Raw genomic sequence first — 20832 nt, 5'->3', positions numbered from 1 at the left:
GCGCCCCGGGGGAGGAGACCTGCCATGCCGGCCTACGAACATACGCCAGAACCCTTCAAGCGCCCGCCGGAACTCGACGGCGGCCGCTCGAACGCTCCCGTCGCGATCGTGGGCGCCGGTCCCGTGGGCCTGGCCCTGGCGGTGGACCTTGCCCAGCGCGGGGTGGCCTGTACCGTGCTCGACGACAACAACGTCGTCTCGGTGGGCAGCCGGGCGATCTGCTGGGCCAAGCGCACGCTCGAGATCTTCGACCGGCTGGGCGTGGGACAACGGATGCTGGACAAGGGGGTGACCTGGAAGGTCGGACGTCTCTTCCACGGGGACGACCCGGTCTACGACTTCGACCTGCTGCCCGAGGAAGGTCACGCCTACCCTGCCTTCATCAACCTGCAGCAATACTACGTCGAGGAATACCTGCTCGACCGGGCCAAGGAATTTCCCGACCTCATCGACCTGCGCTTCCTGTCGAAGGTAACGGATCACACCCCGACCGAGACGGGCGTCGCCTTGACGGTCGAGACGCCGGAGGGGCGCTACACCCTCGATGCGGACTGGATGGTGGCCTGCGACGGCGCAGGCTCGCCCACCCGCAAGCGGATGGACCTCGCCTTCGAAGGCCAGACCTTCACCGAGCAGTTCCTGATCGCCGACATCGAGATGGAAGGCGAATTCTTCGACGGTCCACCCGAGCGCTGGTTCTGGTTCGACCCGACCTTCCATCCCGGCAAATCGGCCCTGCTGCACCAGCAGCCCGACAACATCTACCGCATCGACCTGCAACTCGATCGCGACACCGATGCCGAAAGCGTGGCCGACGAGGAGACCGTCCTGCCCCGGATCCGTGCCATCGTGGGCGACCGGCCGTTCCGGCTCGACTGGATGAGCATCTACACCTTCCGCTGCATCACGCTCGACCGATACGTCCACGGCCCCGTGATCTTTGCCGGCGACAGCGCGCATGTCGTCTCGCCCTTCGGCGCCCGCGGGGGCAACGGTGGGATCCAGGATATCGACAACCTGGGCTGGAAACTGGCCGCGGTAATCGCCGGCGAGGCACCTCGCGCCCTGATCGACACATACGACACCGAACGCCGCCGCGCCGCACGGGAGAACATCGTGAACTCCGCCCGGGCGACCAACTTCATGACCCCCAAGACGCCCATCGAGGCGCTGTTCCGGGCAGAGACGCTGCGCATGGCCCACGATCAGCCCTTCGCCCGCCGGATCATCAACTCGGGCCGCCTCTCGACGCCCTGCGCGCTGACGGGAGAGGCGTTGCAGACCCCCGGAACGGCGCCCTTGGAACCTGGCCGTGCCCTCCTTGATGCGCCGCTCGGGGACGACTGGCTGGTGCGCGTGATGCCCGATGGATTCGTGCTGCTGGGGATCGGTACGGTGGTCCTGCCCGACGTGGCCGGTATCGCCCGGATGGGGATCGATCAAAACGCCGACTACCCCTGCTACCCGGATCGGGACGGCTACGCGCTGGACCGGTACGGGCGCGACAGGGCCTACCTGATCCGGCCCGACGGTCACGTCGCCGCCGTCTTCGACACCCCCACCGCGCAAGCCGTCGAACGGGCGCGCGACCGCGCATTGGGCCGCATGCTGGAGGACGCCTGATGTCCAAGCCGACTCACGACAGTCGCCTCGATCCCGCCGCGACCGACGATGTCTATGCCGCGATCATGGCAGCCCACGACGGGCTGACGGACGCGCAGAGCCACGCGCTCAACGCGCGGCTGGTGCTGCTGATGGCCAATGCGCTCGGTGACGCAGATGAAGTCGCGACCCTTTGCCGGACGGCGCGTGTCTATGCCGGTTGAGATCACGCTCTACGACTATTGGCGCAGCACGGCCAGCTACCGCGTGCGGATCGCGCTGAACCTCGCGGGCCTCGCCTACCGGGCGGTGCCGGTGGACCTTGTCGCCGGGGACCAGCGCTCCGAGGCGCACCGCGCGCGCAACCCGCAGGGACTTGTCCCGGTGCTGGACATCGACGGGTCGAGGCTCACGCAATCCATGGCGATCCTCGACTACCTCGAAGACACGGGGCGCCTGTCGTTGCGCCCGGATGACCCCGCCGAGGCGGCGTCCATACGTGCGATCTGCCAAGCGATGGCGGCCGACATCCACCCGGTCTGCAACCTGCGGGTGGTGAACCGCGTCGCCGAACTGACCGGCGATCCGGAGGCGCGCGCGCCCTGGATGCGGCACTGGATCCGGCCCGGATTGGAAGCGGTCGAGGCGCAGCTGCATCCCACCGGCCCCTATGCCTGCGGCGCAGCGCTCAGCCAGGCCGACCTCGTCCTGATCCCGCAGCTCTACAATGCCGACCGCTGGGAAGTGGAGACAGCCGACCTGCCCCGCATCACCCGGGCCTCCCGCGCCTGCGCCGATCATCCCGCCTTCGCCGCCGCGCACCCCGACCGGGTCAAGGGCTGACCCGACGGCGACCCGCTCAGGCGAAGGGCGGCTTGCCGTCCGCAGCGAAGAACAGCTTCGAGAAGGCCTCCGGCGGCATCCGCTCGGTCAGGAACGGCTCCAGCCCCACGCGGGCGATCCAGTCGGCGGGATCGGCCATGCCGTCGTGCTGGCGCGCGATGAAGCCGGGCGTATGGCCCCAGGCGACGTAGCTCGACAGCCCATGCGGTGCCAGCACGAGGTAGGAGGCGATCCGCTCGGGGTCGCCCGCGATGACCTTGCCCTCGTCCTGGCAGTGGCGGATCGTGTCGATCAACACGCGCAAGGCCTCCACGTTATGCCGGTCGCGCTCCCCCGCAGCCCGGTTCGAGGTGGGGCGAGAGTGGAACATCAGCGCAAAGAAGCCGGGATCCTCCGTGGCGAAACGCACATAGGACGCGCACAAGGCCCGCAAGCGCCGCACCGAACCGGCGCCGGCCCTGTCTTGGCACGTCTTCTGCAGCGCGACGAGCTTGTCGAATCCCATGCGGGTCATCTGCCCCAGCAGCGCGTCCTTGTCGGCGAAATGACGGTAGACGGCGGTGTGGCTGACACCCAGGGCGGTCGCCAGTTCGCGCAACGAGAAGACGGGACCATCGCGTTCCGCGGTCAGGCGAATGGCCGTATCGATCAGCGCGTCCTTGAGCTGCGCATGATGATAAGTCTTTCTGCCTTCTCGGTTTTCCGGTTTCCTAGATGCCGTCGCCATGTGTCTTTTCCCAAACCTGTCCCCTTCGACATATCCCGCAAGCGCAACCATGACGAGACCTTGCATCAAATATCTTGACAGAAAAATGACCACTGGTCACATTGTTACCAATGGTCACATAATTCGCTCAAGGGAGAGAGCGATCGTCCGAGGGAGGAAACACATGACATCGAAATTGGCACAGCCCACGCGCCGCGGCTTTTTTGCAGGCACCGCCGCCACCGGGGTGGCGCTTTGCGCCCCGAGCCTTGCCACGGCGGCCACGAAGACGATCAAGATCGGCTACGCAGGCTCGCTTTCCGGCGTGCGTGCGAACTTCGGTGCGACCGAAAGCTGGACCATCGAGCGGATGCGCGAGCACTTGGCGGATGGCTTGACCCTGAACGGGACGACATACGACGTCGAGCTGGTGATCCGCGACAACCTTTCCGAAGCTTCGGCCTCGGCCAACGTGGCCAGCGACCTGGTGCTGCGCGAACGCTGCAACCTGATCCTGGTACAGGACGGCGATGCGGCGATGGCGGTGGGTGAACTCGCCGACACCCGCGGCGTGCCCACGATCTCCACCATGGTGCCTTGGCAGGGCATGTTCTTCCCCCGCGGAGGCCGGCCCGACGTGGGCTTTCCCTACACGTTCCACTTCTTCGCCGGGTCGGACGCGGTGCTGACGAACTTCGTCAACATGTTCGACATGGTCGAGACGAACAAGACCGTGGGCACCCTGTTCCTCGACAACCCTGCGGGCCAGGGTCTGATGGATCCGCAGATGGGCATGCCCGCGCTGCTGGAGGCAAAGGGCTACACCCATGTCCCCACCGGTCCCTTCCAGATCGCCACGAACGATTTCTCGAACCAGATCGCGCAGTTCCGCGCGGCGGAGGCGGATATCCTGTCGGGCTTCATGTACGACAGCCATTTCGTTCCGTTCTGGAACCAAGTCGCCCAGTCCGGCCTCTCTCCCAAGGCCTGCGGCATGGCGGCGGCGTTCCTGTTCTCCAGCGCGGTCGAGGCGTTGGGGGACAGGGGCGACGGCCTGCTGACCGAAGTCTGGTGGACGCCCGACTTTCCCTTCGAAAGCTCTGTCACGGGGCAAAGCGCGCAGGCGCTGGCCGCGGCCTGGGAAGAGGACACCGGCGCGCAATGGACCCAGCCGCTGGGTTACGGCCACGCGCTGTGGGAGGTGGGCCTGGCCGCCCTCGCCCGCGCGGACGACCCGCTTGATCCCGACAGCCTGGCCCCGGCCATCGGCAGCCTCAACGTCGATACAATCGTGGGCCCGGTCGACTTCGCGGGAAGCCCGGTCAAGAGCGTGGCGATCACCGATCTGGTCGGGGGCCAGTGGCGTCGGGGCACCGGCAAACACGCCTATGATCTGAAGATCGTCAATAACGCGACGATGCCGCAGATCCCCACCGACGCCGATATCATCCCGCTGTCGCTGTGACCCCCGTGGGGCCGCTCTTTCAGGCAAACGGGGTCACGAAGCGGTTCGGCGGCTTCACGGCGGTTTCGGGGGTCGATCTGACCCTCGGAACCGGCGAAAGCGTCGGCGTCATCGGACCCAACGGCGCGGGCAAGAGCACGCTTCTGGGCCTCATCGTGGGCTCGCTGCGGGCCGATGCCGGAACGCTGGAGCTGGAGGGGCGCGACATGTCGCGTCTTTCCCTGCCGGACAGGGTGCAGGGCGGCATCGCGCGCGCGGCCCAGATCCCTCAGACCTTCGCCCGGCTCACCGTGCGCGAGAACCTGCGGCTCCCCGCTGTCTTCGGCGCGCGCCTGCACGGGGCGGAAGCCTCCGACTGGGTGGACGAGGTCCTGACGCTCACCGGTCTGACCGACCACGCCGGTGCGGTCGCGGGCGAGTTGGGCCTGCTGAGCCGCAAGCGGCTGGAACTGGCCAAGGCAGTCGCCGCGCGCCCGCGCCTGCTGCTTCTGGACGAGATCGCCGCGGGCCTGACCCAGCACGAGATCGAGACGATGATCGGCCTCGTGAAATCCCTCCGCTCGGATCGGGCGATCGTCTGGGTCGAGCATATTCCCTTCGCCCTGCGCGAGACCTGCGAACGGCTCGTGGTACTCGACAAGGGCGAGAAGATCCTCGACGGCGCCTTCGCCACCGTCTGGGAGGACGAACGCCTGCAGTCCGTTTACATGGGGGTCGCCGATCATGCCGCTGCTTGAACTTTCGGGAATCCACGCCCGCTATGGAGAGATGGCAGCACTGCAGGGCGTGGACCTCGACCTTTCGGAAGGCGAGACCCTGGCGCTCGCCGGGGCGAACGGTGCGGGCAAGACCACGCTGATGCGGCTTCTCTGCGGGCTGATGCCCCCTTCGCGGGGCGAGGTCCGCGTGGCTGGCATCTGCCTGCCCCCCGGCGATCCGCGGGCCGCCGCCGCCGCCGGTCTGGCACTGGTGCCCGAGGGGCGGCTTCTGTTCGACAGCCTCTCGGTGGAGGAAAACCTGATGATCGGCGCGGGCGCGCGCGCAGGTCGCTGGTCCCTCAAGGCGATCTACGACCTCTTTCCCGTGCTCAGGGACAAGCGGACGCAACCGCCCGGATCGCTGTCCGGCGGACAGCAGCAGATGGTCGCCATTGGCCGTGCGCTCGCGGCGAACCCCGCCATCCTGCTTTGCGACGAGATCTCGCTGGGCCTGTCACCGCTGGTCACGCGCGAGGTCTACGAGGCGCTGAAGTCGGTGCAACGCGAAGGCATCGCGCTGATCGTCGTCGATCAGGATGTCAGCCGCGCGCAGGCAATCTCGGACCGCGTGGCCTGCATGTTCCAGGGCCGCCTGACGCTGACCGGCCCCGCCGCCACCACCACGCCCCAAGCCATGAAGGCCGCCTTCTTCGGAGACGCCGCATGACCGCCCTTTTCGAACTTCTCCTGCAGGGCGTGACCTTGGGCGGGCTCTACGGCGTGATCGGTGCGGGGCTGGCGCTCACCTTCGGGGTGCTGCGGGTCGTGAACCTCTCGCACGGGGAACTGATCACCATCGGGGCCTTTATCGCGGTGGGTGTAACGGCACTGGCCCCCACCGTGCCGGTGCTGGCCGTGCTGGTGCTGGCCTGCGCGCTTTGTGCCGCCCTCGGCGGGCTGCTTCAGGTGGCCTTCGTCGAGCGGGCGATGCACTTCCGCGATCCCATGGTGCCGATGCTGGTGACCTTCGGGATCGCCGTGATCCTGCGCAACCTGCTGGTGGAGACCGCGGGCGCCGATCTGCGCGGCCTGAACGTCGGCGGCCTGGCCCAGGCGAGCCTGCAGCTTGGCCCGGTGATCATCGGGGCCTTGCCGGTGGTCACGCTGGGCATCGCCGTGGTCGTCTTCGCAGGCCTTGCCGCAGTGATCCGGCACACCCGCTTCGGACGCGAGGTGCGGGCCCTGTCGGACCGTCCCGATATCGCGGCGCTCATGGGCATCCGCGTGGCCCGCGTGCACGTGAAGGTCGCGGCCCTCGCCGCGGGGCTGGCGGCCCTCGCCGGGGTGCTTCTGGCGATGCGCGCCAGCGTGTCGCCCTACTCCGGGGTGTCCTATCTGCTGATCGCCTTCGAGGTGGTCGTCCTCGGCGGCCTCGGCTCCACCCGGGGGGCCTTTGCCGCGGGCGTCCTGCTGGGCGTCACGCAGGTGCTGAGCGCGTGGTGGGACAGCAACGCGGGCCTTCTTTACGTGCACCTCGTCTTCTTCTCGATCCTCGTGCTGCGCGCCATGACCGGGAGGCTTTCATGACCCCGCGTGCCTTTTCCGCCGGACTGCTGATCCTGGGCGGCGCGCTCGCCGCGTGGTCGGCGATGCGCCTCGATCCCGGTTCGCTCTATCTGCTGAGCGAGGTCGTGGTGATCATGATCCTGGCGCAGATGTGGAACCTGCTCGCCGGTTACGCGGGCCAGATTTCGCTGGGCCACCAGCTTTTCGTGGGGCTTGGCGGCTACGCGCTGTTTCTGGCCGCGAACAACACCGGCGTGCCGATCTGGATCTGGCTTGCGCTGGCGCCGGTGCTCGCGGGGGCCTTGGCGATCCCGCTGGGGATGGTCGTCTTCCACCTCAAGCACGCCTATTTCGCCGTCGGCATGTGGGTCGCCGCCGAGATCGTCGCGGCCCTCGTGCTGAAATGGTCCTGGACGGGGGGGTCGGCGGGGCTGATCCTGCGTCCCGGCGGCGAGAGCATGACCAGCAACCCCGAGCGCGTGATCTTCTTCGGTCTGGCCTTCGGGCTCGTGGCGCTGGTCGTCGCGCTGCGCGCCTTCCTGGCCTCGGACACCGGGCTGGCCCTGCTGGGCATGCGCGACAACCCGCAGGCGGCCGAGGCATCGGGCGTGAACGTGCGGCGCATGCACCTGCTGGTCTTCGTGATCAGCGCGATGGGCTGTGCGGCGGCGGGGGCGGCCTACTACGTCAACGCGCTCTACATCTCGCCCAGCGACGCGTTCCAGATGAACTGGTTGATCGCCATGATGTTCGTCACCGTGATCGGCGGGCTGGGCACGTTGACGGGGCCGATCCTCGGCACGGTCCTGTTCATCGCGATCCGCGAAGTGATGACCAACGCGGGCTATTCCGGCGGCACCTACTGGATCGTGATCGGCGCGCTGGCCGTCGTCGTCCTGCTGGTGGCCCCGCGCGGGCTGTGGCCCGCGATCCAAGATCTCACCGATTACACCAAGCGAAAGGCGTTCCGATGACCCAGACCCCGACGGGCGATGTCCACAGCTGGACGGCGACCCAGACCCTCGGCGCGTTGCGCGCCCGCCAGATCGGTGCGGAAGAACTGCTCGACGCGCACCTTGCCCGCAACGCGGCCGCAGGGGGGCCGGTCAATGCGATCGTGCAACTCGACGAGGACGGGGCCCGAAAGTCGGCCCGCGCCGCCGACAAGGGCCAGGTGCCCGGGCCACTTGCCGGTTTGCCGATGACGATCAAGGATTGCTACGACGCGACCGGGTTCGCCACCACCGCCGGCATCCCGGATTTGGAACACAACAGGCCGGAACGCGATGCGGACGCGGTGGCGCGGCTCAAGGCCGCGGGGGCGGTGATCTTCGGCAAGACCAACGTGCCGCTGGCCGCCTCCGACCACCAGTCGGACAACCCGATCTTCGGGCTGACCCGCAATCCCTGGGACACCGATCGCAGCGCCGGGGGCTCCTCCGGCGGGTCCGCCGCGGCGCTGGCCGCCGGGCTGACGTCGCTCGAGATCGGCAGCGACATCGGCGGCTCGATCCGGGTGCCCGCGCATTACTGCGGCGTCCACGGTCACAAGCCCAGCTACGGGATCGTTTCGTCCCGCGGTCACGTGCCGCCCGGGCCAGGCGCGCTGACGCCCGCCCCGCTTTCCGTTTGCGGACCGCTGGCGCGCAGTGCGGCGGACCTCGAACTCGCGCTGGAGGTTCTGGCCGGTGCGGAGGGCGCCCAGGCGCGCGGCTGGCGGCTGGACCTGCCGCCCGCCCGCACCGCGCGCCTCGACGAGACACGCGTGGCGCTCTGGCTCGACGGCTTCCCGCTGGATCCCGACTACCGCGCGGCGCTCGAGGATTTCGCCGACGAACTGGAACGGGCAGGCGTGCCGGTCGACCGGCTGAGCGGCCCGCCCGCGCCGGTCGATCTCGACAGCGACCTGTACTTCCGCCTGCTCTTCGCGGTCATCGGATCGGGCATGTCCGACGACGACGTGGCGGCCTTCAAGGAGGCCATCGCGGATCTCGACGATCATCCCCACGCCGCCACCATCGCCGAGGCCCTGCGGACCGACGTTCCCCGCATGGGACAGTTGCAGGAACAGCAGGCCGCTCAGATCCAGCGGTGGCACCGGTTCTTCAAGGATTACGACGTGCTGCTCGCACCGGTTGCGATGGGGCAGGCCTTTGCGCACCAGACCGGCGACGGCTACGGCGTGACCCCGCAGATGCGGCGCAGCTTGCAGATCGGCGGCGTGGCGGAGCCCTACATCGAGAACCTCTGCTGGCCCGGCGTCGCGACCCTGTCGCACCTGCCCTCCACCGTGCGGCCGCTGCCACAGACACCCAACGGGTTGCCCGCTGGCGTGCAGATCATCGGCGACCTCTACGCCGATCGCACCACGCTGGGGTTTGCCGCCCAGTGCGACCGGGTCTGGGGCACGGCGCCTCTGGCCCCCGATTTCCGCGGGGGGGGAACCGCATGACCGCCCCCGTTTACCGCCCCATCGGCACCTTTCACGTCCTGATCGCACCGCCCGTCATGGTCGGACCAATGCACGGCCGCATGCGGGCCTGCGTGCCGATCACCGGCGGCACGCTGACCGGCCCGGACCTCGACGGCACGATCCTGCCCGGCGGCTACGACTGGGCCTGGCTGTCGGAGGACGGCCGCGCCGAGGTCGAGGCGCGCTACGTGCTCGACCTCGGGGGCGGTGCCTTCGCCACGATCGTCAACCGCGGCACCTGTGCCCCCGTCGCGGGCGATCCGGACACCTTCGCCGGCCACAGCGTCCCCGTCTTCGAGACCGGAGATCCCGCCCACGACTGGCTGAACCACGGCACCTTCGTGTGCAGCTTCGTATCCCGGATGGCCGATGGCCATGTGAACCTGGAGCTTTTCAAGGCCGAGTAAGACCCAAGACCACCCGCAAACCAACTGGAGGAGAAGACGATGAAACACTGCCTTGGCAGACCCATGGCGGCTGCGCTGCTTGCAACCGCGCTTGCCGGCCCCGTACTGGCCCAGACCGCCGATCCGATGGCCGGCCCGCCGCCGAACCTGTCGCCGGGATTGCTGACGCTGGGCAACCTCAACACGGCCGGCCTGCTCTATCCCGCCTTCAGCAACGACATCTACGCCACGATCCAGACCCGCATCGGCGAATCCCGTTCGGCCCTCTCGGCCTCGCTGGCCCCCGGTGGGCCGCAGGAGGGGTTCCGCGACGGATCGCTGACCTACGTGTTGCCGGTGTCGGTGCTCAAGGAGTTGCCCGCCGCGACGGGCGCGTCCTTCCTGCGGTTTTCGGGCGCCTACGCCAACGTCGATCCGGACGACAACCTGCAGACGGTGCCGGGCGACGCGCTACGGGCGGACGTGCAGTATTTCCGCGCGCCGTCGCCCGACCTGATGTACGGCATCGGCGTCTTCTACAACGACGCCGACTTTTCCGAAACGCTTGGGCGCAGCGTCGTCAACCGCGAGGCCTTCGGGGTGCGCGGCGATGTCATGGCGAAGATCAGCGATCGGCTGGGTTTCGTAGGACGGCTCGAGTATTCGCTGGGCGACCAGTCGCTCTCGGTCCCGCTTGCCCCTGGCGTCACGCTGGAGCAGGAGCAGGACGACGACCGGCTCTACGTCCAAGCAGAGCTGGTCGGCACCTACGGCCCCGAGGACGTGCCGTCCCTGCCCGCCACGTGGGTGCTGCATCCCACGGTCGGCCTGGCCTACCAGCGCAACTTCATCGAAGAAGTCCAGAACTCGCTCGGGGCGACCGTGTCGGGTATCCTGGGCGACGAGGAGGACTACGGCCTGGCCTATGCCCGGCTGCGGATGGAAAGCTTCGATCCGCGCCCGGGCACCCTCAGCCCCAACGGCGCGATCGGCTTCGAATACGAGTTCGCGAACGACCTGAACGGTCTGGTGGACGAAGACACCTATGCCGTGATCTCGGTGGGCTTCGGCTACCAGATGTCGCCGGTGGCCCGGCTCGAGGTGGACTACACCCGCCACCAGGGCCTTTCGGGCAACCGCTCCAGTGACACGCTGGCCTTGGCGACCAATTTCACCTTCTGATCGCCGGCAATGTCAAAACGGGCCGCCCCTCTCAGGGCGGCCCGCACTCGTTAAACCCGTAAGGCGGGGAGAGCGCCGCCCGTCAGGACAGGCGGTCGCGCGCGCCCGCCGCCGCCGCGCGCATCTGGCGGGCGAAAAGCGTGACGTCGATCTCGGTGGCGATGAAGCTTGCGCCGATCTTGCGGCATTCCGTCTGAAGCTCCGCGTCCAGGGTCAGGATCCCGCCCGCCTTGCCCGCCGCCACAATCCGGCGCAGCGCGTCCGTCACGGCATCCTTGACCTCGGCGTGCCCGGCCTGGCCGATGAAGCCCATGTCGGCGGCCAGATCGGACGGCCCGATGAAGACACCGTCCACCCCCTCCACGCCCAGGATCTCGTCCAGCGCGGCCAGCCCCTTGCGGTTCTCCACCTGCACCAGAAGGCAGATCTCGTCCCGCGCGGTCGTCAGGTAGTCGGGGATCGCGCTGAAGTCCGACGCGCGGGCCAGCGCGGAGCCGACCCCGCGCACCCCATGCGGCGGATAGGTCACCGCATCGACCAGCGCGCGGGCCTGGGCTGCGCTTTCCACCATCGGCACCAGCAAGGTCTGTGCGCCGGCGTCGAGCAATTGCTTGATCATCCACGCCTCTCCCATCGGGGGGCGCACGACGGCGTGGCTGCCGCCCGAGGCGATCACCTGAAGCTGCGCCAGGATCGAGCGGAGGTCATTGGGGGCGTGCTCCCCGTCGACAAGCAGCCAGTCGAAACCCGCGCCTGCGCTGATCTGGGCGGGATACGCCTCTGCCAGGCCAAGCCAGCAGCCGATCTGCAACTCGCCGCGGGCGATGGCCTGCTTGAAGGGGTTATGGGGTGCGGGCATGAGAAATCCTCAGTCGAAAGAGATGGAGACGTCACCGAACGCGCCGAAGTCGGCTGCGATGACACTGCCGGGCGGACATTCGACCGGGCGGATGAAACTGCCCGACAGGATGATCTGGCCGGGCGCGATGCTTTGGCCGTAAAGCGCCATGCGGCGGGCCAGCCAGACCACGCTTTCGACCGGATCGTTCAGCACCCCCGCGCCGAGGCCGGTCTCCTCGACCGTGCCGTTCAGCGTGGTGATCGCGCCGACCCAGCGCAGGTCGAAGGCGTCGATCGCGTGGCGCTGGGGACCCAGGACGACGCCCGCGTTGGCGGCATTGTCGCTGATCGTGTCGACGATCCTGCGCGGCTGGCCGCTTTCGGGATCCTTGCGCAGGATCCGCGTGTCCAGGATCTCGATCGAGGGCGCCACGTAGTCGGTTGCCGCGATGACCTCCTCGCGCGTGACACCTGCCCCGCCCAGGGCCGATTTCATGACGAAAGCGATCTCCGCCTCGATGCGGGGGGCGATGAAACGGCCCGCGGGCACGGTTGCGCCATGGGCGAACGCCATGTCGTCGAACAGGATCCCGCTGTCGGGTATGTCGATACCCAGCGCCGATTGCATCGCCTTCGAGGTCAGCCCGATCTTCCAGCCGATGACGCTTCGTCCCTGCGCGTGCTTGGCCTTCGAGATGGCGGTCTGCACGGCATAGGCGTCGTCGAGGTCCATCTCCGGGTGGCGCCGCGAGAGAAGACCGATCTGTTCGCCCGTCTCTTCCGCCCTCAGAAGGTCCCGGGCGGCGCGGGCGTGATCCTCGGGCGTCATACGACCTCGTCCTCGACCGTGTTGCGCAAGGTGCCGATGCCCGCGACCTCGACCTCCACCACGTCGCCGGGGGCGAGGTACTGCGGCGGATCGAGCCGCGCGCCGGACCCGGTGGGCGTGCCGGTGACGATGATGTCGCCGGGCGCCAGCGTCATGAAGGTCGAGATGTATTCGATCTCGCGCCGGATCGGGTGCATCATACGCGACAGCACGTCGTCCTGGCGCACCTCGCCGTTGACGCGGGTGACGATCCGGGCCTCGTCCAGTTGCGCGGCATCGGTGAAAGGCACTAGCCACGGGCCGATCGCACCGGAGTTGTCCCAGTTCTTGCCTTGCGTGACGTTGAACTTCGCGTGGCGCACCCAGTCGCGGATGGTGCCTTCGTTGCACAGCGTCAGAGCGGCGATATGGTCATAGGCGTCGTCCTGCGAGATACGCCGCCCGCCCTTGCCGATCACGATGGCCACCTCGCCCTCGTAGTCCAGTTGCGGGCTTTCGGGCGGGCGGATCATCGGCCGGTCGTGGCCGGTGAACCCGCTGGCGAACCGCGGAAAGAGGGACATGTACTTGGGCTGGTCCGAGCCGTCCTTGTACTCGGCATTGCGGTCGGGAAAGTTCACGCCGACGCACAGGATGCGGCGCGCCTGCGGCAGGACCATCTCGTAGCGGATGTCGGTATGGGTGACGGGCTGATCCTGCGCATGCTCCGCCAGTTGCGCCAGGCCGCCCGCGCAGACCGCGTCGAAAAGCGACGGCCACTGCGGGAATGCCGTATCCAGGGCGATGGCCCCGCCGTCGGTAATCGCACCAAAGTGCGTCTGCCCTTCGCTGGTGTATGTCGCGAACTTCATGCCATGTCCTTCCAGATTTCCTGCACCACCGGCAGCACCGTCATCACGTCCGCGCGCGTGGTGTCGAACTGGCCGACCTGCACGCGGATGATCCGGCGTCCGCCGAGGGCGCCTTGCGTCAGATAGATACGCCCGTCGGCGTTGATCGCATCCACGAGCCGCTGTTGAGCCACATCGTCGCCCGGACACCGGAACGAGAACAGGCTGAGGATCGGTTCCGAGGTGATCTCGAACCCGTCGAGCGCCCGGATGGCCTCGCACAGCTCGCCGGCCCAGGCGACGTGGTCGCGGATGCGCCCTTGCAAACCCTCCAGACCGTAGGCCCGGATCAGGAACCACAGCTTGAGCGCCCGGAACCGGCGACCGAGCGGGATCGTCCATTCCGAATAATTCGTGACCGCGGCACCGGTGGTCTTGAGGTATTCCGGTTCAATCTTGAGGGTGTTCAGCTGCGGTGTCGGGTCCCGCAGGAACTGAACCGCACAGTCGAACTGCGCGCCCAGCCACTTGTGCGGGTTGAAGACGATGCTGTCGAACCCCTCCACACCGCGCCAGAAATCGTCGCGGAACTCGGCGCAGATCATCGCCGACCCCGCCCAGGCCGCGTCGAGATGGGTATAGAGATCGTGCGCCCGCGCGACCTGCAAGACGGGGGCCAGATCGTCGGACGCGCCGATACCGGTGCCGCCCGTGATCGCGATGATGCCCGCAGGGGTGAAACCGGCGGCGATGTCGGCTTCGATCGCCCGGGCCAGCGCATCCGCATCGATCCCGTGGCGCGGGCCGGTGCCGGGCAGCTTGACCAGGTTGTCCTGGCCGATCCCCGCCACCCAGCAGGCCCGGTCGATGGAGGAATGCACCTGGTCCGAGCAGTAGATGCGCAGCGGCCCTTTCCCCGAAAGCCCTTCGCGGTTGCCGGTGTAGCCGGTCGCCCGCTCGCGCATCGTCAGCACCGCCGAGAGCGTGGCCGAGGATGCGCTGTCCTGGATCACGCCGGTCATGCCCTGGGGCAGGCCCAGGGCCTGTCGCAGCCAGTCGATCATTACCCCTTCGAGTTCCGTCGCGGCGGGGGAGGTCTGCCACAGCATGCATTGCGCGGCCATGGTGTTGACGAGTTGCTCGGCCAGGATCGACGGCGGTGCCGCGTTGGCGGGGAAGTAGGCGAAGAAACGCGGGTGCTGCCAATGCGTCATGCCCGGCATCACGATGTCCTCGAAGTCCTGCAGGATCGTCTGCATCTCCTCCGGTCCGGCAGGCGGACTTGCGGGGAGGCGCGCGGCGATCTCTCCCGGTCGGGTCTGTGCGCGCACCGGACGATCCCGGAGGGTGCGGTGATACTCCGCACCCCAGTCGGCGATGTGCCGGCCCCATTGCGCGAATTCGGTCCAATCCATCCTAGCGCTCCCTTCCCCGCCCGGCCTCACGGCGCGACGATCGGCGTGGCCTTCAACTGCGAGTCCGCGGTCTCGACCCCCACGAAGGTGGTGCCGTGCTTGAACCAGCTTTCGGGGGCGGGCGCGCCCCAGAGGGTCTGGCGCTGCGGATCCTTGAGGTCCCATTTGATCGGCTCCAGGTCGGGGTCGACCGTCTGGTAATCCGAGCAGTAGATCTCGATCCGGTGGCCGTCGGGGTCGAGGATGTAGAGAAAGAATGCGTTCGAGATCCCGTGCCGTCCGGGGCCCCGTTCGATGTTCTTCACGTAGCCGGAACTTGCCATCAAATCGAGCAGGTCGATGATGTTCAGCGGCGTCGGCACCCAGAAGGCGACGTGGTGCATCCGCGGTCCGGTGCCGTTGGTGAAGGCCATGTCGTGCACGCCGCCTTTGCGGTGCAGCCAAGCCGCCCAAAGCTTCTTGCTCTCCTCGTCCTCGGTGTATTCGGTCACGCGGAAGCCGAAGTCGGAGTAGAAGGCCACCGCCTCGTCCACGTCCGGCACGAAGCAGTTGAAATGGTCGATCCGCAGCGGCTTCACCCCGCGGTAGAGCGCGTATTGCTGGTGGATCGGCGGCAGGCGGTCCATCTTGTGATAGAATTCCAGCGGAATGCCGAAACCGTCGGAGGTCAGCAGCGTCTTGCCCTGGTAGGCGCGCTCGACCCATTCGGTGGGACGCCCCTTGGCCTTGAAGTAGGCCTCCGCCTTCGTCAGGTCGTCCTCGTCGAAGGTCTTGAACCCCATGACCTCGACCGTGCCGGGCTGGTCGGACTGCTGCAGGATGATGCAGTGATGACCGCGTTCCTCCATCGCGCGCAGGTAGACGCGGGTGTCGTCCTCGTCGGTGACCTGAAGGCCCAGGATCTCGGTGTAGAAGGTCCGCGACGCCGCCAGGTCCTTCACGTTCAGGCAGACGTGGCTCAGACGGATGGTATTGAAATCGGGGTAGAGGTTGGGGGCGGGTACAGGCATCACAGCGCTCCGAGTTTGGTGATCTTGTGCTGTCCGAGCGCAAAGCCGATGTGCTTTTGCTCCATGTAGAAATCGAACGAGAAATCGCCGCCGTCGCGCCCGATCCCGCTGGCCTTCACGCCGCCGAAAGGCGTGGGCAGGTGGCGGACGTTCTCGGAGTTGACCCAGATCATCCCCGCCTCCAGCTTGTCGGTGAACCGCAGGGCGCGGGTCAGATCGTTGGTCCAGACGTAGCCCGTCAGCCCGTAGGGCGTGTCGTTGGCGATCCGGAGCGCCTCCTCCTCCGTCGTGAACGGGATCGAGGTCAGGACCGGGCCGAAGATCTCCTCCTGTGCGATGCGCATGTCGTTGGTGGCATCGGTGAAGAGCGTGGGTTTGACGAAGAAGCCCGCGTCGCCCACCGTCTCGCCGCCGGCGGCGACGGTCGCGCCGTCCTGTCGGGCGATGTCGAAGTAGCTCGTGACCTTGTCGAAATGTTCCTGCGTGACCAGCGGCCCCACCTCGGTCGCGGGGTCGAGCGGGTGGCCGACCTTGATCGCGTTGACCCGCGCGATCAGCTTTTCCTGGAACGCGTCGCGGACACTTTCCTGTATCAACAGCCGCGACGAGGAGGTGCAGCGTTCGCCGTTGATCGAGTAGATCATGAAGATCGCGGCATCGAGCGCCCGGTCCAGGTCCGCATCCTCGAAGACGATGACGGGGTTCTTGCCGCCGAGTTCCAGGTGGTTGCGCTTGAGCGTGTCGGCCCCTTGCTTGACGATCAGGCTGCCGGTGCGCGATTCCCCCACGAAGGCGATGGCCTTGATCTTGGGATGCTCGCACAGGGCCTTGCCCGCGTCCTCGCCGAAGCCGTTCACGGTGTTGAGCACACCGGGCGGCAGGCCCGCCTCCTCGGCGATCTCGACCAGCAGCCGCGCGGTCAGGGGCGAGGCTTCGGCGGGCTTGTGCACCACCGTGCATCCCGCGGCCAGCGCCGGGGCGATCTTCCAGGTGGACAGCATGAAGGGCGTGTTCCACGGCGTGATGACACCGACCGGGCCGATCGGCACGCGGGTCGTGACGTTCATCAGCGTCGGCGATTTCAGGTGCTGCCCGTCGCGGGCCTGCACCACCTGGTCGGCGAAATAGCGAAAGTTCTCGGCCCCGCGCAGGGCGGCCTTGGACATGAACTTCAGCGCCTGCCCGGTGTCCCAGCATTCGCAAAGAGCGATCTCCTCGGCCCGTGCCTCGATCCCTTCGGCCACGCGGATCAGGATCTTCTTGCGCTCCAGTGCGGGCATGTCGCGCCATTCGGCGAAAGCCGCATGGGCCGCGTTCGCCGCCCTGTCGATGTCCCCCGCGGTACCATGGGCCACCTTGCAGATGACGCTGCGGTCGACGGGGGAAATCGTCTCGAACACACCGCCGCTGCCGTCCGCGTCTTCGCCCGCGATGCGGTTGCGGATACCGGTTTCGCGAAAGCGCGCGAGGTATCCGTCCAGTTTCTTCAGGTTCTCATCCAATGACGTCATGGTGGTCCTCATGTGGTCCCCGACAGGCGGGCGTGGATTGGCGTGTCCTTCCAGCTCAACTCCGGGTCGATGACGCGGATCTCGAGCGAGAGGGCGAAATGTGGGGTCGAGAGCGGTTCGGCGAGTGCCGCCTGCGCCGCGGCGAACAGGGCGTCGCCCGCGGTGCGCAGGACCTGGGTGTCCCGGCCGGCCCCCACCGAAAGCGTCATGGCAAGAAAGTCATTGTCGGCTTGCGCATCCGCGACGATGGCATGGTCGGCCCTGTAGGCCCGCACCCGGAGGCCCGCCGTGGGGAAGACCGGCGAGGCGACCATCACGGCATGCAGCGACCGGCACAGGTCGGCCACGTCGGCGCGCGCCTCGAGCCCTTGCGAATATTCGATGGACAGATGCGGCATCCGTTTCCTCCCAACTCAAACATAACATGTTAAACATCACGACCCTTGTCAATATCATTCACACCAAGCAACGTGTGCCGAATTTTCGAGGACACGTCATGATTGATTACTTCCCACCCCGGGACAACGCATTGGACAGCACGCGGCGGTCTCTCCCCATCGCCCTGCTCCGTGTCCGCGAAAAGGTCATGGAGCATTTCCGCCCTATGCTGCACCAGCACGGGCTGACCGAGCAACAGTGGCGCGTGATCCGCGTTCTGGACGAGACGCCCGGGCTCGACATGGGCGCATTGGCGGAAGCCGCGAACATCCTTGCCCCGTCCCTGTCGCGGATGACCAAGACCATGCAGGACCGCGGCCTGATCGAGATCAGCCGCACCCCCGGCGATGCACGACGCGCGAGTCTGCGCCTGACTGCGGACGGCACGGCCCTGATTCGCGCGATCGCTCCGGAAAGTGCGGCGATCCGCGATCGCATCGAGGCCCGTATCGGGTCCGAGAGAATCATGGCGCTGCTGGATGAACTGGATGCGATCCTGAGCGACCTCGATGACGAGGATGCCAAGAAGCCATGACAAGCCACGGGGCGACACATGTTTACTTCCGTGCCGCAGGTTCAAATAACAAACCATCGGTTCAAATTATTGTTGCCATGTTAAATGGAACCTGCCACGGTCCGGCTGTCCGATCGGCGAGGCCACCCCGGCGCGCCGGTCTGACGTCCGTCGGTCCGCTCCTGCGGGTCTGATCCGACGGGCGCCGGTGCGGTGCTGCAGCCACCGCGTGCCGGAGTGACCTGAGAGGAGTTTCGCATGACGGCCCGCAGTCTCGAACAACTGATCGCCGACCGATCCCGGTTGATGGGGCCGAACGTCTCGACCTTCTACGACGACCCGGTGCATTTCGTGAAAGGCGAAGACGTCTGGCTGTGGGACGCCGAGGGCCGCAAGTACCTCGACTGTTACAACAACGTCCCCCATGTCGGTCATTGCAACCCGCGCGTGGTGGAGGCGATCTGCCGCCAGGCCGGGACGCTGAACACGCATACGCGTTATCTGCACGACGGGATCCTGGATTATATCGAGGCGCTGACGGCGACCATGGATGCCTCGCTCGACACGGCGATCCTGACCTGCACCGGGTCCGAGGCGAACGATATCGCCTTGCGCATGGCGGAAGCCGCGACCGGGAACCGCGGGATCATCGCGACCGACGCGACCTATCACGGCAACACGGCGCTGGTCAGCCAACTCAGCAAGTCGAACGTGCCCACGGTGGGCTTCGGGCTGGAGCAGTATTTCCGCTTCGTGGACGCGCCCGACAGCTACCGCACCCCCGACCTCGACGGCACGATCTTCGCAGCCCAGGTGGCGGAACGCATCGTGGAACTCGAGGAGGACGGCACCGGCTTCGCCGCCCTCGTCATCTGCCCCTACTTCGTGAACGAAGGCTTCCCGGACCTCGCCGATGGCTGGCTGAAACCCGTGGCCGAGGTGGTCCGCAAGGCCGGCGGCCTGCTGATCTGCGACGAGGTGCAATCGGGCTTCGGACGCACCGGTACGCACATGTGGGCGCACGAGAAGATGGGCGTCGTGCCAGACATCCTGACCTTGGGCAAGCCTATGGCAAACGGGCATCCCGTGGGCGGCGTCGTGGCGAACCGCGACCTGCTGGCCACGTTCCGCAAGGGCTATCGCTACTTCAACACCTTCGGCGGCAACCCCGTTTCCTGTGCTGCGGCCATGGCGGTCCTGGAGGAGATCGCGGATCGCGACCTGCTGGCCAACGCGCGCGCCTCTGGCGATCACGCCCGTGCCCGTCTGGATGCGCTTGCGAAGAAACACGACGTGATCGGCAACGTCCGCGGCTCCGGCCTGATCTTCGGCGCCGAGATGGTGGAGGATCACGGCAACAAGACACCCGCGACCGGTTTCACCGACCGCGTCATCAACGCCATGCGCCACCGTGGAATCATCCACTCCAAGCTGGGCCGGCACAAGAACACGCTGAAGATCCGGCCGCCGATGACCTTCTCGATCGCGCATGTCGACCTGCTCATGGATACGCTCGACGAGGTTCTGAAAGAGGTCACCGGATGAGCGGCACGCTCGACCGTGCGCTTTCGCTCTGGGGCCTTTCGGGGGCGGAGGCCCGACTGATCGCCGCCCGCGAAAACGCGGTCTACCGGGTTACGCGGGGTGGCACGTCGCTGGCACTGCGGTTGCATCGCACGGGCTATCGCAGCGACGCCGAACTCGCCTCGGAACTGGACTGGATGGCCGCCGTGGCCGCAGCCGGGATCGGTGTCCCCGCCCCGGTGCCTGCCTCCGACGGGGCTCTCCTGCACGTGGTGGACGGGGTCCAGGTCGATGTGCTCACCTGGCTGGAGGGCGAGACACTCGCCGAGGCGCTCGATGCCGCCTCCCCCGATACCCGCCGGCAGCTCTTCGCCGCGCTGGGTGCCGAGATGGCGCGCCTTCACGCTGCCTCTGACGCCTGGACCCCGCCGCCGGGGTTTCGGCGCTGTAGGTGGGACCGTGACGGCCTGCTGGGCGAGATGCCGCTTTGGGACAGGTTCTGGCGCAATCCCGGCCTGACGACCGAGGACCGCGCCCTGTTCGAGGCGTTCCGCACGCAGGCGCATGACGCGCTGGGCGAAGACGGAGCGGAGGCCGATACGGGGTTGATCCACGCCGATCTGGTCGCGGCGAACGTGCTGGTCGGACGCGAGGGGCTTGCGCTGATCGACTTCGACGACGGCGGCTACGGTTACCGGCTGTTCGACATCGCCACCGCGCTGTTCAAGCACATGACCGCACCCGACTACCCTGCCCTGAAGGCCGCCCTGCTGGAAAGCTACACGGATCTGCGCGGCGTCGACCTGTCCCGCCTCGACCTGTTCCTCGCCCTGAGGGCCGCGACCTACGTCGGCTGGAACATCACCCGCAGGGCCGAGGATCCCACGGGCGCGCGCAACCGTCGGTTCATCGACCAGGCGCGGCCCCTCCTCCAGCACTGGATCGACCACCGACGCCCATAGACAGATGCCATCGCGCGGCGGACCCAACCGGACGCCGG

22 protein-coding genes are annotated in these 20832 nt (G+C 67.4%); 14 read left to right on the top strand and 8 right to left on the bottom strand.

Going from position 1 to position 20832, the window contains the following annotated elements; genetic code table 11:
- Positions 1-24 precede the first annotated feature (24 nt).
- From EU805_RS08520 to maiA, 3 genes are read left to right on the top strand one after another with little or no spacing between them, the layout of a single operon-like run.
- On the top strand, positions 25-1623 hold the full coding sequence (locus tag EU805_RS08520) for an FAD-dependent monooxygenase (RefSeq protein ID WP_129763549.1): 1599 nt from the start codon (positions 25-27) through the stop codon (positions 1621-1623).
- Positions 1623-1826, top strand: coding sequence for a DUF2783 domain-containing protein (locus tag EU805_RS08515; protein ID WP_129763548.1), 204 nt, complete (start codon positions 1623-1625; stop codon positions 1824-1826). Before EU805_RS08520 ends, EU805_RS08515 begins: the two co-directional genes overlap by 1 nt.
- Positions 1816-2445 carry a maleylacetoacetate isomerase gene (maiA, locus tag EU805_RS08510; protein WP_129763732.1) on the top strand — a complete coding sequence of 210 codons (630 nt, stop codon included), beginning with the start codon at positions 1816-1818 and terminating at the stop codon, positions 2443-2445. Before EU805_RS08515 ends, maiA begins: the two co-directional genes overlap by 11 nt.
- A gap of 16 nt (positions 2446-2461) precedes the next feature.
- Here the strand turns inward: maiA and EU805_RS08505 are convergent, their stop codons facing one another.
- Positions 2462-3172: a TetR/AcrR family transcriptional regulator gene (locus tag EU805_RS08505; protein ID WP_165351916.1), complete on the bottom strand. Its 711-nt coding sequence runs from the start codon at positions 3170-3172 to the stop codon at positions 2462-2464.
- Positions 3173-3335: 163 nt separating this feature from the next.
- On the opposite strand from EU805_RS08505, the gene EU805_RS08500 reads away from it, so the two are divergent.
- Genes EU805_RS08500 through EU805_RS08465 form a run of 8 tightly spaced genes read left to right on the top strand, consistent with a single transcriptional unit; the run spans position 3336 to position 10921 of the window.
- Entirely contained in the window at positions 3336-4616 is a 1281-nt protein-coding gene (locus EU805_RS08500; RefSeq protein WP_129763546.1) for an ABC transporter substrate-binding protein, read from the top strand.
- Positions 4617-4621: 5 nt separating this feature from the next.
- Positions 4622-5353, top strand: a complete 732-nt coding sequence (locus EU805_RS08495) for an ABC transporter ATP-binding protein (RefSeq protein ID WP_165351915.1) — start codon at positions 4622-4624, stop codon at positions 5351-5353.
- Positions 5340-6041 (top strand): ABC transporter ATP-binding protein, encoded by a 702-nt coding sequence (locus EU805_RS08490; RefSeq protein ID WP_129763544.1) that lies wholly within the window; start codon positions 5340-5342, stop codon positions 6039-6041. The genes EU805_RS08495 and EU805_RS08490 overlap by 14 nt, the downstream gene beginning before the upstream one ends.
- On the top strand, positions 6038-6901 hold the full coding sequence (locus EU805_RS08485) for a branched-chain amino acid ABC transporter permease (protein ID WP_129763543.1): 864 nt from the start codon (positions 6038-6040) through the stop codon (positions 6899-6901). Before EU805_RS08490 ends, EU805_RS08485 begins: the two co-directional genes overlap by 4 nt.
- On the top strand, positions 6898-7854 hold the full coding sequence (locus EU805_RS08480; RefSeq protein WP_129763542.1) for a branched-chain amino acid ABC transporter permease: 957 nt from the start codon (positions 6898-6900) through the stop codon (positions 7852-7854). The genes EU805_RS08485 and EU805_RS08480 overlap by 4 nt, the downstream gene beginning before the upstream one ends.
- Positions 7851-9332, top strand: a complete 1482-nt coding sequence (locus tag EU805_RS08475; RefSeq protein WP_129763541.1) for an amidase family protein — start codon at positions 7851-7853, stop codon at positions 9330-9332. The genes EU805_RS08480 and EU805_RS08475 overlap by 4 nt, the downstream gene beginning before the upstream one ends.
- Entirely contained in the window at positions 9329-9760 is a 432-nt protein-coding gene (locus EU805_RS08470; RefSeq protein ID WP_129763540.1) for a DUF3237 domain-containing protein, read from the top strand. The genes EU805_RS08475 and EU805_RS08470 overlap by 4 nt, the downstream gene beginning before the upstream one ends.
- A 39-nt stretch (positions 9761-9799) precedes the next feature.
- A complete protein-coding gene (locus tag EU805_RS08465; protein ID WP_129763539.1) occupies positions 9800-10921 on the top strand; it encodes a hypothetical protein in 1122 nt (373 codons plus the stop codon).
- An 82-nt stretch (positions 10922-11003) separates the two neighbouring features.
- Here the strand turns inward: EU805_RS08465 and EU805_RS08460 are convergent, their stop codons facing one another.
- From EU805_RS08460 to EU805_RS08430, 7 genes are read right to left on the bottom strand one after another with little or no spacing between them, the layout of a single operon-like run.
- Complete coding sequence (locus EU805_RS08460) at positions 11004-11780, bottom strand: aldolase/citrate lyase family protein (RefSeq protein ID WP_129763538.1); 777 nt, start codon at positions 11778-11780, stop codon at positions 11004-11006.
- Between the two features lie 9 nt (positions 11781-11789).
- Positions 11790-12590, bottom strand: a complete 801-nt coding sequence (gene hpaH, locus EU805_RS08455) for a 2-oxo-hept-4-ene-1,7-dioate hydratase (RefSeq protein ID WP_129763537.1) — start codon at positions 12588-12590, stop codon at positions 11790-11792.
- On the bottom strand, positions 12587-13441 hold the full coding sequence (locus EU805_RS08450; RefSeq protein ID WP_129763536.1) for a fumarylacetoacetate hydrolase family protein: 855 nt from the start codon (positions 13439-13441) through the stop codon (positions 12587-12589). The genes hpaH and EU805_RS08450 overlap by 4 nt, the downstream gene beginning before the upstream one ends.
- Positions 13438-14835 (bottom strand): pyridoxal-dependent decarboxylase, encoded by a 1398-nt coding sequence (locus EU805_RS08445; protein ID WP_129763535.1) that lies wholly within the window; start codon positions 14833-14835, stop codon positions 13438-13440. The genes EU805_RS08450 and EU805_RS08445 overlap by 4 nt, the downstream gene beginning before the upstream one ends.
- 26 nt (positions 14836-14861) lie before the next feature.
- The gene (hpaD, locus tag EU805_RS08440) at positions 14862-15845 is read right to left on the bottom strand and encodes a 3,4-dihydroxyphenylacetate 2,3-dioxygenase (protein WP_129763534.1); all 984 of its coding nucleotides are present in this window, start codon (positions 15843-15845) and stop codon (positions 14862-14864) included.
- Positions 15845-17356, bottom strand: a complete 1512-nt coding sequence (gene hpaE / locus EU805_RS08435) for a 5-carboxymethyl-2-hydroxymuconate semialdehyde dehydrogenase (protein ID WP_129763533.1) — start codon at positions 17354-17356, stop codon at positions 15845-15847. The genes hpaD and hpaE overlap by 1 nt, the downstream gene beginning before the upstream one ends.
- An 8-nt stretch (positions 17357-17364) precedes the next feature.
- Positions 17365-17754: a 5-carboxymethyl-2-hydroxymuconate Delta-isomerase gene (locus tag EU805_RS08430; protein ID WP_129763532.1), complete on the bottom strand. Its 390-nt coding sequence runs from the start codon at positions 17752-17754 to the stop codon at positions 17365-17367.
- Between the two features lie 98 nt (positions 17755-17852).
- On the opposite strand from EU805_RS08430, the gene hpaR reads away from it, so the two are divergent.
- From hpaR to EU805_RS08415, 3 genes are all read left to right on the top strand, one after another.
- Positions 17853-18329, top strand: coding sequence for a homoprotocatechuate degradation operon regulator HpaR (hpaR, locus tag EU805_RS08425; protein ID WP_129763531.1), 477 nt, complete (start codon positions 17853-17855; stop codon positions 18327-18329).
- A gap of 237 nt (positions 18330-18566) precedes the next feature.
- The gene (locus EU805_RS08420) at positions 18567-19853 is read left to right on the top strand and encodes an aspartate aminotransferase family protein (protein ID WP_129763530.1); all 1287 of its coding nucleotides are present in this window, start codon (positions 18567-18569) and stop codon (positions 19851-19853) included.
- Positions 19850-20794, top strand: a complete 945-nt coding sequence (locus EU805_RS08415; RefSeq protein ID WP_129763529.1) for a phosphotransferase enzyme family protein — start codon at positions 19850-19852, stop codon at positions 20792-20794. The genes EU805_RS08420 and EU805_RS08415 overlap by 4 nt, the downstream gene beginning before the upstream one ends.
- Positions 20795-20832 lie beyond the last annotated feature (38 nt).

Origin of the sequence: Salipiger sp. IMCC34102 (genome assembly GCF_004145405.1) — a bacterium.
Taxonomy (GTDB): domain Bacteria; phylum Pseudomonadota; class Alphaproteobacteria; order Rhodobacterales; family Rhodobacteraceae; genus Loktanella.
This window is presented reverse-complemented; position numbering and strand designations above follow the sequence as displayed.

Excerpts from the sequence above, each read along its gene's own strand:
- EU805_RS08520 (WP_129763549.1), top strand. The coding sequence starts at position 25 with ATGCCGGCCTACGAACATACGCCAGAACCCTTCAAGCGCCCGCCGGAA.
- EU805_RS08515 (WP_129763548.1), top strand. The coding sequence starts at position 1,623 with ATGTCCAAGCCGACTCACGACAGTCGCCTCGATCCCGCCGCGACCGAC.
- maiA (WP_129763732.1), top strand. The coding sequence starts at position 1,816 with ATGCCGGTTGAGATCACGCTCTACGACTATTGGCGCAGCACGGCCAGC.
- EU805_RS08505 (WP_165351916.1), bottom strand. The coding sequence starts at position 3,172 with ATGGCGACGGCATCTAGGAAACCGGAAAACCGAGAAGGCAGAAAGACT.
- EU805_RS08500 (WP_129763546.1), top strand. The coding sequence starts at position 3,336 with ATGACATCGAAATTGGCACAGCCCACGCGCCGCGGCTTTTTTGCAGGC.
- EU805_RS08490 (WP_129763544.1), top strand. The coding sequence starts at position 5,340 with ATGCCGCTGCTTGAACTTTCGGGAATCCACGCCCGCTATGGAGAGATG.
- EU805_RS08485 (WP_129763543.1), top strand. The coding sequence starts at position 6,038 with ATGACCGCCCTTTTCGAACTTCTCCTGCAGGGCGTGACCTTGGGCGGG.
- EU805_RS08480 (WP_129763542.1), top strand. The coding sequence starts at position 6,898 with ATGACCCCGCGTGCCTTTTCCGCCGGACTGCTGATCCTGGGCGGCGCG.
- EU805_RS08475 (WP_129763541.1), top strand. The coding sequence starts at position 7,851 with ATGACCCAGACCCCGACGGGCGATGTCCACAGCTGGACGGCGACCCAG.
- EU805_RS08470 (WP_129763540.1), top strand. The coding sequence starts at position 9,329 with ATGACCGCCCCCGTTTACCGCCCCATCGGCACCTTTCACGTCCTGATC.
- EU805_RS08465 (WP_129763539.1), top strand. The coding sequence starts at position 9,800 with ATGAAACACTGCCTTGGCAGACCCATGGCGGCTGCGCTGCTTGCAACC.
- EU805_RS08460 (WP_129763538.1), bottom strand. The coding sequence starts at position 11,780 with ATGCCCGCACCCCATAACCCCTTCAAGCAGGCCATCGCCCGCGGCGAG.
- hpaH (WP_129763537.1), bottom strand. The coding sequence starts at position 12,590 with ATGACGCCCGAGGATCACGCCCGCGCCGCCCGGGACCTTCTGAGGGCG.
- EU805_RS08450 (WP_129763536.1), bottom strand. The coding sequence starts at position 13,441 with ATGAAGTTCGCGACATACACCAGCGAAGGGCAGACGCACTTTGGTGCG.
- EU805_RS08445 (WP_129763535.1), bottom strand. The coding sequence starts at position 14,835 with ATGGATTGGACCGAATTCGCGCAATGGGGCCGGCACATCGCCGACTGG.
- hpaD (WP_129763534.1), bottom strand. The coding sequence starts at position 15,845 with ATGCCTGTACCCGCCCCCAACCTCTACCCCGATTTCAATACCATCCGT.
- hpaE (WP_129763533.1), bottom strand. The coding sequence starts at position 17,356 with ATGACGTCATTGGATGAGAACCTGAAGAAACTGGACGGATACCTCGCG.
- EU805_RS08430 (WP_129763532.1), bottom strand. The coding sequence starts at position 17,754 with ATGCCGCATCTGTCCATCGAATATTCGCAAGGGCTCGAGGCGCGCGCC.
- hpaR (WP_129763531.1), top strand. The coding sequence starts at position 17,853 with ATGATTGATTACTTCCCACCCCGGGACAACGCATTGGACAGCACGCGG.
- EU805_RS08420 (WP_129763530.1), top strand. The coding sequence starts at position 18,567 with ATGACGGCCCGCAGTCTCGAACAACTGATCGCCGACCGATCCCGGTTG.
- EU805_RS08415 (WP_129763529.1), top strand. The coding sequence starts at position 19,850 with ATGAGCGGCACGCTCGACCGTGCGCTTTCGCTCTGGGGCCTTTCGGGG.